6 protein-coding genes and 1 other annotated feature are annotated in these 10,101 nt (G+C 38.8%); of the genes, 4 read left to right on the top strand and 2 right to left on the bottom strand.

The window, feature by feature from the left end:
- Window positions 1–143: 143 nt before the first annotated feature.
- Entirely contained in the window at window positions 144–725 is a 582-nt protein-coding gene (locus INF29_RS09105) for a DUF1836 domain-containing protein (protein WP_193486124.1), read from the bottom strand.
- Between the two features lie 156 nt (window positions 726–881).
- Here INF29_RS09105 and trhA point away from each other — a divergent pair, with 156 nt between their 5' ends.
- The 4 genes from trhA to INF29_RS09085 all read left to right on the top strand — a co-directional run bounded on the left by trhA (window position 882) and on the right by INF29_RS09085 (window position 6,450).
- A complete protein-coding gene (trhA, locus tag INF29_RS09100; protein WP_193486122.1) occupies window positions 882–1,529 on the top strand; it encodes a PAQR family membrane homeostasis protein TrhA in 648 nt (215 codons plus the stop codon).
- Window positions 1,530–1,731: 202 nt separating this feature from the next.
- Window positions 1,732–1,950: a binding site (T-box leader), on the top strand.
- 59 nt (window positions 1,951–2,009) lie between these two features.
- Window positions 2,010–4,421, top strand: a complete 2,412-nt coding sequence (leuS, locus tag INF29_RS09095) for a leucine--tRNA ligase (protein ID WP_193486120.1) — start codon at window positions 2,010–2,012, stop codon at window positions 4,419–4,421.
- 88 nt (window positions 4,422–4,509) lie between these two features.
- Complete coding sequence (locus INF29_RS09090) at window positions 4,510–5,163, top strand: 4'-phosphopantetheinyl transferase family protein (RefSeq protein ID WP_193486118.1); 654 nt, start codon at window positions 4,510–4,512, stop codon at window positions 5,161–5,163.
- Window positions 5,164–5,265: 102 nt separating this feature from the next.
- Entirely contained in the window at window positions 5,266–6,450 is a 1,185-nt protein-coding gene (locus INF29_RS09085) for a murein hydrolase activator EnvC family protein (protein WP_087989554.1), read from the top strand.
- Between the two features lie 601 nt (window positions 6,451–7,051).
- Here INF29_RS09085 and INF29_RS09080 read toward each other — a convergent pair.
- Window positions 7,052–9,967 carry an insulinase family protein gene (locus INF29_RS09080; RefSeq protein ID WP_193486115.1) on the bottom strand — a complete coding sequence of 972 codons (2,916 nt, stop codon included), beginning with the start codon at window positions 9,965–9,967 and terminating at the stop codon, window positions 7,052–7,054.
- Window positions 9,968–10,101: the final 134 nt, after the last annotated feature.

Genomic DNA, 10,101 nt, shown 5'->3' with positions numbered 1-10,101 from the left:
TCTGTCATTTGTACCCGATGTATGGGTTTCTTCTGTTTTGCCATAATAAAAGGTCCTCCTATGATTTAAATTTTACCATAGAAGAACCTCTTCAATTACATATTTACAGAAAAAGTTTCACACTGCCGTTTCTGACTTCTTTTTTAGTAGAAGTATAAGTCTAATACTTTTTCTGCAAGATGTTTTTCTGCATTTGCCCGAATGGCCAGCAGTAAAATCAACATGATTTTTTTCATTTCCTCATCATAATTAGCCATGATTTCCTGCTGAAAAAGGGTATCATCAATAATGCCTTCTGCAGAAGCCTGCATATATGTAAGAGTAGCCTTCTGCAAATAGATAAATCCAGCATAAATTTTTTCGGTCTGCTTTTCAGCATCTTCTTTTGTTGGAAGAGCAAAGATCGGCTGGAATAAAGTCGCAATATCTTTTATGGACAAAACAGATTTCAAATGAAAAATCATAATCAGCAGCATGATGTGCGTGCGTCCATATTTCTTTTTCACTGGCGGCGGAAGAACCTTTGCCTTTGTATAGTTATTGATCATGGTCTTTGTCAAAACTTTCCCATCAGACAAACGTTTGTAAGGTGCAAGTGCTTGATCCATAAAAGTAGTAACCTGATCCATGTATAAATCAATTTTGGGAATATCTGCAATTTCCACAACGGAAACAGTTTTGATCTTTTCTTTGAAGGTTTCCAGAATTTCTTCGTATGTTCCCATGCAATCCCTCCTTTTCCTATTGAAATTTATTATATAGTATTTCATACTATGTTTCAATATTTTTGTGTGTTTTGCTTCTTGTTACTATTTGGAATACGTGTTAATATATCAATATCTTAATATATAGTATTTAATACTAGATAAGGAGTTGATAGGATGTTAAAGAATGGTATAAAAGATCCTGTAAGTGCACTGACGCATTTTATTGGGTTATTAGCGTGTATCCCGTGTATTTTTGATTTGATTTTCCAAGCGTCACATCAAGATGCGATGACACAGGTGATTGGTTTTGCAATATTTGGTTTGTCCCTTGTTCTTCTATATGGTGCAAGCACAATATATCATACTTTATATGTTTCTGAAGCAAAGACAATACTTCTGCGCAGAATAGACCACATTATGATTTTTGTACTGATAGCAGGCACATATACACCTATATGTCTTGTTTCTCTGGCAGGACCATGGGGATGGACGATGCTTGCTTTGATTTGGATTTTAGCAATCGGCGGTGCAGTGATGAAAATATTCTGGATTCAGGCACCAAGATGGTTGTCAACATCTTTATATATTATCATGGGATGGTTGGCAGTCATTGCTTTCGTTCCATTGCAGAGAGCAGTTTCCTGGGATGGGGTGGGGCTGCTTCTGGCAGGAGGTCTGGCTTATACAGTTGGCGCTATTATATATGGATTGAAAAAACCGAATCTGGCATTGGCTGGTTTTGGATTCCATGAAATTTTCCATATATTTGTGATGATCGGCAGTGCATGCCATATAGCATTTATGTTTTTATACGTTCTTTGATTACCATAATTATATTATGTAAATAAATTGGCGCAGCAAAGGCAAGAAAAAACGTTGCAGCTGCTTTTTCTGGAAAATGTATACAAATTTTGGTGTGAAAACTGTCGTTTCAAGCTTTTTGAGAGGCTTTTCTCCTTCATTTAGAAAAAAATCCATAAAATCACTTGATTTCTTTTGGTAAATATGGTATAAATGTTTTCGAGAAAAGACATTGATAAGGAGTAGTACATTTGGTTGCTTATTCCAGAGAGTCGTTGGTTGGTGTGAAACGACAGAGCGAAAAATGGAACTGGCCTTTGAGTTTTCCGTGGAACGCCTTTGGTAAGTAGACGGCAACGGCTGCCCCCGTTATCGGGCATAAGAGTGTGTTTCTTTGGAAACAAACTAGAGTGGTAACACGGAGTGTCCCTTCGTCTCTAACGAGATGGAGGGATTTTTTTTGACAGTGCCCAAAACTGTAACACGAAGGAGGAATTCAAAATGAATCAGCGTTATGATTTTAGAGAAATTGAAAAAAAATGGCGTGCTGAATGGGAAAAGAATCCCATCAACAAAGAAGACGATGTAAAACCTAAATTTTACTGCCTGGATATGTTCCCTTATCCTTCCGGCACAGGTCTGCATGTAGGACACTGGAGAGGTTACGTTCTCAGTGACGTAGTCAGCAGATATAAAGTGCTGCAGGGCTATCAGGTACTGCATCCCATGGGCTGGGACGCATTCGGTCTGCCTGCAGAAAACTTCGCGATCAAAAACAACATCCATCCCAGCATTGCAACTGCAAACAACATTGCAAACGTAAAAAGACAGCTGCATGAAATCAGTGCAATCTATGATTGGGATAGAGAAGTAGATACAACTGATCCCAACTACTATAAATGGACACAGTGGATCTTCGTTCAGATGTTCAAACATGGTCTGGCTTATGAAAAAGAAATGCCTTTGAACTGGTGCCCTAGCTGTAAATGCGTACTGGCAAACGAAGAAGCTACTAACGGTACTTGCGAACGTTGCGGCGCTACTGTTACAAAGAAAAACCTGCGTCAGTGGATGCTGAAAATCACAGCATATGCTGATAGACTGCTGGAAGACCTGAAAACTCTGGATTGGTCTGACAAAGTTAAGAAGATGCAGTCTGACTGGATCGGCAAGAGCTATGGTGCAGAAGTAGACTTCAAAGTTGTAGGCAGTGACAAGAAAATCACAGTTTACACCACAAGACCTGATACACTGCATGGCTGTACTTTCATGGTACTGGCTCCTGAATATAAAGATATTCCCGAACTGACAACACCTGAATGCAAAGAAGCTGTTGAAAAATATTGCTTCGAAGCTTCCACAAAATCTTCCGTTGATCGTATGACCAACAAAGAAAAAACTGGTGTATTCACAGGCGCTTACTGCGTAAACCCTGTAAATGGCAAAGAAATCCCCGTTTGGGTTGCAGACTATGTACTGGCAGACTATGGTACAGGCGCAGTAATGTGTGTACCTGCTCATGACGAACGTGACTTCGAATTTGCTAAGAAATTCGATCTGCCTATCGTTCAGGTAATCCTGCCTGAAGGCGAAGAAGAAAAAGAACTGACAGAAGCTTACACAGGTGATGGTGTGATCATCAACTCCGGCGACTGGAATGGTATGAAAGCTTTCGAAGCAAAAGAAAAGGTTCCTCATATTATGGAAGAAAAAGGTCTGGGTAAAAAGACCGTTAACTATAAACTGCGTGACTGGGTATTCTCCAGACAGAGATATTGGGGCGAACCTATTCCCATCGTTCACTGCGAACACTGCGGCGCTGTAGCTGTTCCTGAAGATCAGCTGCCCGTACTGCTGCCTCAGGTAGAATCCTACAAACCTACAGATACAGGTGAATCTCCTCTGGCTCACATCGACGAATGGGTTAACACAACTTGCCCTCAGTGCGGCGGTCCTGCGAAGAGAGAAACAAACACAATGCCTCAGTGGGCAGGTTCTTCCTGGTACTTCCTGCGTTATGTAGATAACCATAACGATAAAGAACTGGCTAGCCAGGAAATGCTGAAAAAATGGGCGCCTGTTGACCTGTATGTAGGTGGTATCGAACATGCGGTTCTGCATCTGCTGTATGCTCGTTTCTATACAAAATTCCTGTATGACATCGGTGCAGTTCCTTTTGAAGAACCTTTCCAGAGACTGTTCAACCAGGGTATGATCACAAAGAACGGCAGCAAGATGAGTAAATCTCTGGGCAACGTTGTTTCTCCTGACGATCTGGTTCAGAACTATGGCTGCGACTCTCTGCGTATGTATGAACTGTTCGTAGGTCCCCCTGAAATGGATTGTGACTGGGACGACAGCGGTATCGACGGCGTATTCCGTTTCCTGAACCGTGTATGGAAACTGGTTTACAACAACAAAGACCTGAACATAACAGCTTCCAAAGATATGGAATATCTGCGCAACAAACTGGTTTATGACATCACAAATCGTCTGGAAGCATTGACAATGAACACTGTTGTCAGCGGTTTCATGGAATATACCAACAAGATCATCGATCTGGGCAAAAAAGAAGGCGGCGTAGACAAACAGACACTGGAAACACTGGTTGTTCTGCTGGCTCCTTTCGCACCTCATATTGCAGAAGAACTGTGGAAAGAACTGGGTCATGCTGAATCTGTATTTGATGCAGGTTGGCCTGAAGTAGACGAAAGCAAACTGGTACAGGATACTGTAGAAATTGCTCTGCAGGTTAGTGGTAAATTCCGTGACACTATGGTTGTTTCCGTTGATGCAGACAAAGATTCCGTTCTGGCACAGGCTAAAGAAGTTCTGGCTTCTCGTCTGGAAGGCAAAACTATCGTAAAAGAAATCTATGTACCTGGCAAGATTGTCAACATCATTGCAAAATAATCTAGGTATATGTGAAAAAGAATAAGGCGGTTGTTCTCATAACAAATAAGGCAACCGTCTTATTTGTGTGTCTGAAAGGAGGTGTGATATGGAAGTCTATTTGTTTTCACTGGCATCCTTGCAAAAGGAAGAGATACAACAAAAAGTGGTAAATTTACTTTTGGAAACAGATCGTATTTATATAGAAGAAATAAAATCACAGAAAAAGCGATTAACCTTTTTGGGAGGAAGAATTCTGCTGGAATATGTTGCCCATTTGCATGGATTAGATACCTTTCATCTAGCTTATGGAAAAAACGGCAAGCCTTACTTTTCTGATATTGGAGATTTTTTCTTCAATATTTCTCATAGTGGAGATTATCTTATTTTGGCTTGGAGTTGTCACGAAATTGGCGTTGATATGGAACAAATCCGTAAGGAATTGCCCAGATTTCCAGAAAAGATGCTTTCACCAACAGATTTTTCCTTTTGGAAAAAGCAAAACGATTTGGATAAGATTGGATGTTTTTTTGAATTATGGACAAGAAAAGAAAGTTATACGAAATTACATGGTGACAGCATATTTCGAAAAGCAAAAGAACTTTCTGTATCGGATGGAGAGCAGTTTCGAGAGTTTATGGGAACACCAGCTTCCTATTTTCACACCTGCCAATGGGACGACTATATGATTTCCGTCAGCACTTTGGAGGAAAAGGCGCATTTGTCCATTAAAATTGTTACATTGGAGGAAATAATTCCTTAATAAATAATTAAACATTTCAATTTTGTCTTTCAAAATCCGTCAAAATCAAGTATAATGTAACATGACGAAAAAAAGAAAATCTAAAAGTAAGAGGACGAGAATATGAAATTTTATCCATATAAGAAAATCATGTGCGTTCTTCTTTCCGCTTTTATATTGACTGCTGTCATTCCTGACAGCCGTTTGGTATATGCGAAAACAGTCAAAGAACTGCAAGCAGAGAGAGAAGAACTTTCTAAAAAAACAAAGGAAGCTCTGGCAGCGATTGATGATCTGAAAGATAAACAGCTTTCTCTGGAAGAAGAATTGAATACAATGGACCAGGCAATGAACAGCATTCAGGCAGAATTGGACAAAGCTGAAGCAGACCTGGCAACTATTACAGCTTCATTGGAACAATGCCAGAAAGATCTGGAAGAAGCAACACAAAAACGTGACGACCAGTTTGAACTTCTTGGCAAACGTATGAAATATCTGCAGCAGAAAGGTGCAGCAGGATATTTGGAAATTTTATTGGATGCACAGAGCTTTTCTGATTTGTTTTTGCGTATGCAGTACGTAAATGACATTATGGCTTATGATAAGCAGATGTTAGATGAATTGCAGGAAATTCAGAACACGATTTCTGAAAAGAAAACGCAGATTGAAGAAGAAAAAGCTGCACAGGAAGAAATTGTTGCTGACTACAACGCAAAAATGGCTAGTATGCAGGAAGTTGTAAATGAGAAAAAGACTTTGATTGCATCTTATGAAAGCGATGTAAACAAATATGAAGAATTGGTAGAAGCTAATAAAAAAGCAGACCAGGAAGTTTTGAATCAGATTGCAAAACAGCAGGAAAGCACCACAGTATACTATACTGGTAACGGTACTTTGGGATGGCCTGTACCTTCTAAGAGTGCTTCTTCTTCCAGTTTGAGCAGTGGTTTCGTACAGAGAAGCAACCCTGTAACTGGCAGATGGGAATCTCATAGTGGATATGATATTCCAGCAGCTTATGGCGCATCAATTGTTGCGGCAGAAAGTGGCGTTGTTACATATGCTGGTTGGATGAATGGGTATGGATACACAGTTATGATCAGCCATGGCGGTGGTTTGACTACATTGTATGGTCATAACTCATCTTTGACTGTTTCTAAGGGTCAGACAGTATCCAGAGGTCAAACCATTGCAAAATGCGGTAGTACCGGTAACTCTACGGGTAACCATTGTCATTTCTCCGTATTGGTAAATGGCTCTTATGTGAACCCGGCATCTTATCTGGGTGTACCGAATGTAAGTTATTAAAAAATAGGTTCATGAAACAGACAGCAGGCAAGGGAATTGTTTGCTGTCTGTTTTTTTACAGAATAGTTAACCATAACTATATTATGTAAATAAATAGAGCTATGAGGAAAGAAGCAACAGGTATAGATAAAGAATTATAGAATTTTTGCGTGTGATTGGAAATGTTTTGAATATCTGTCAGATGAAAACAATTCAATTGATAAGATTAATATAAGAATTGTTTGTTTGAAAATATAAAATTGAAAATACAAAAAGTAAGTTGGAATTGCATTTAAATTTACTAGAACAAAATTTGTTTATATTATATTGAAAATGGAAGAAAAGTATAAAAGAAGTGGAAATGACAAAATGCAGAAACAAGATCCGTATGGATGGCAGCTATAGAGGCTCAAAGAGTCATTGGCATCATATCATTAATTTATATTACGTTTTCTTCGCAAAAGTTACGTTTTGCGAAGAATTACGATTTCGTTCTATAGGTCCCCTGTTTATGGTTTCATGTCTTAATCTGGGCAATTTTCAACATATTTGGCTATATAGCTATATAGCAACAGCACATAGATTTATCATTTCACCTATGTGCTGTTGCCAGAAAATTTTTTTAAATTAAATTCTGAATGGTTTCAAATATGTTTTCATCTGCTTTAATTTTTTCGTTGCCACCGATGGTACAGATATTAGATATCTCTGACAAATCTTTTAAGAATCCACTGAATTGCCGAATGTCATCCGCGGTGGTTTCTAAAATTTCCATACGTTCTTTTTGGCGCATTTCCTGTGTTGTACCTGTAAAATACATGGCTGCTGCGTAATCCATCAGTTCAGCATTTGTTTTTGGCTGATCAAAACGATTGATGGTTCCCAGCAGATATTTTGTCATCTGGCGTTCATCTGCCTGGAAATCAGCAATTTCTTCCCAAAGATGATCATAAATATCATAGGTATTTTTCAGGTTTGGATCACGGTATGAATAAAAATAAATGCTGCCATTTCTCTGGAAATTACAGCCGCAGCCGTATGCACCGCCTTGAATACGAATATGTGTCCAGAGATATTCCAATGTTAGTATGGTTTTTAAAACCTGCATTTTGCCACTGTATTTCTGCTGCATTTCTGCCAAATCCCATGCCTTGATATTGTATTGTACACGAGATGCTATGGAGAAAGCTTCTTTTCGAGGAACTGCAATAAATCGCTCTCCTTCTCCCCTGCACTCTTTTGTATACAAACTGTGGACAAAATCAATAAATGTCTTTGTAAGATGATCGGATTCAGATGTATCACATCCAAGAATTGCAGTAACATTTTCCTTGGTAAATACCAATTTTGCTGTTTTTTCTAATTGTGCAGTAACAAATGCAGGATTTTCATCCAGAAGATTTTCGATTTCCCTTAAGAAATGAAAATAAGCAATACCGGATGTCTGTTCTTTTACAGCTGCGCCAGCAGAAACAGCACTGCGGCTCCGATAGATTGCTGCCAAGTGGGATTGATTCTGGAAGAAGGATTCGCCTTTTAATCTTGCAGATTGTACGATTTTTTTCAGACTTTGTACAGCGGTATAATCACTGCTGAAAATGACTTCTTTGATAAAATCAAAAGCTTTTGTCAGATCTTCAGAAAGCACCTTGAAATTGATGCCAACAAAAGCACGATATTCCTGCTGATTTTTACTGTAAATATCATTAGAGAAAGAAAGTCCGCCAAAAATCTGGTCGATCTTTTTAGGCAAAGCTGCAAAATCTGTTTTTTGGGTATCTAACTTGCTGAGAACTTCCGCAAGCAGTCCAGAATATGGAACAAGTTCTTTAGGCAAATGATTTGTTTCAAAGCAAATTTCAACATAATCAATTCCTTTTGCTTGCAATGGCAGATGGATAAAAGGAACATCCTCTTGTTTTTCTTCTGTAAATGTTATTTTCTGCGGCTCCGGAGAAATGTCTTCTCTTTGCAGCAATGGAATCTGTGCTAATATTTCAGGTGTGTCCTCTGTATCCTGGAAATCAGAAAGCGCTTTTTTGTCTTCTGTTAACTGCTGTTTTTCCGCAGGTGTCATTGCTGCGATGCGTGCAGAAATCTTTTCTGCAAAGGCAGCATCGTCTTTCTGCTGTTTGCCTTCTTCCGGCATAAATATAATCCATGTTTTTTCCGAATTGTCCAAAAGAACTTCTTTTATAAACTGCTTCAAATATCCGTTTTTGATCTCTGCTTTTAATTCCTCAAATATTTCAATCTGACGCAGACTTTCAAAGGGATTTTCTCCATGCAGCCAGCTTTTCATCAAACGTGTGTTGTAAATAAGACCTTTAGGTCTGGAACCATAATCTTCTTCACGGAGCAAAAATTCCAGTTTTTTGATGCCGCCCTGAAGAAGTTCTGGATCAAAATCACGTATGGATAAATCAGTGAGAACGTCTTCAACAATTGCTTTGAATTTTTCGGCATCTTGTTTTCTGCCTTTTTTGGCGATGATGCTGTAAATCATTTCATATGTGGAAGAATCAAAGTAACCCTCAGCTTCTTCACAAACGTCTGCGTCACGAAGTGCGTTTTTCAAAGGTGAAGCATTTGTTTCCAGCAGAAGATAACCTACTAGCTGCATCGCCAATATCCGTTTCGGGTCTGTACATTTTCCTACCTTAATATTATAGGCAAAATAACCTTTGTCCAGATCTTTTTCATTCTCTTCTGCGGGATAAGTATCACTGATCCATTCCATAGCATGTGGAACAGTTGTTTCTGTAATGACCGGCAGATCATTGGATTCTGTAAAATCAGACAGATATGCCGAATCAATGTGTTCCAAGCAGGAGAAAACATCCATATCCCCATAAAGATAGAAATATGCATTGGATGGATGATAGTATTTTCTGTGGAAATCCAGAAATGCTTCATAAGTCAAATTAGGGATGGCGTCAGGATCCCCACCGGATTCCATGCCGTATGTGGTATTGCCAAACATACTGCGTGCAATCACGCCAGCAAGTCTGCTTTCAGGATCAGATAATGCCCCTTTCATTTCGTTAAAGACAACGCCTGTGATCTCCGGAGAATTTCCGCCATCTGCATAACGCCAGCCTTCTTGCAGAAAAATCCCTTTCTTGGTGTAAATATTAGGATAAAAAACTGCATCCAGATAAACATCCATCATATTGTGAAAGTCTTTTTCATTGCAGCTGGCAATGGGATACATGGTCTTATCTGCATATGTCATAGCATTCAGAAATGTATTCAAAGAGCCTTTTGCCAATTCGTTGAATGGATCCTTTGCCTGATACTTCCGAGAGCCACACAGCACAGAATGTTCAAGAATATGAGGTGTTCCGCAATCGTTATCAGGCGGTGTTTTAAAGGAAACAGAAAATACTTTATTGTTATCTTCTGTTTCGATATAGCAAAGTCTAGCGCCACTTTTCAAATGGGTAAACAGATATCCTGTGGCAGAAATATCTTCCAATTTTTCGCTTTTTTTCAATTGAAAACCATTATAAATCTGGTTTATTTCTAGTGACTTCATATGAAATCCCTCCTTTTGCTTTACTAGTTTATCATAGATTCAGGTTTTTTTGCAAATTTTCATATTTTTTTATAAAATGGATTGACAAACAGAAGTTTCTAAATTATAATAATTATCAAGTAACAATAGTTTAC

Source organism: Anaerotignum lactatifermentans, assembly GCF_014982935.1.
GTDB lineage: Bacteria > Bacillota > Clostridia > Lachnospirales > Anaerotignaceae > Anaerotignum > Anaerotignum lactatifermentans.
The sequence above is the reverse complement of the archived record's forward strand: the minus strand, read 5'-3'. Positions and strand labels throughout refer to the sequence as shown.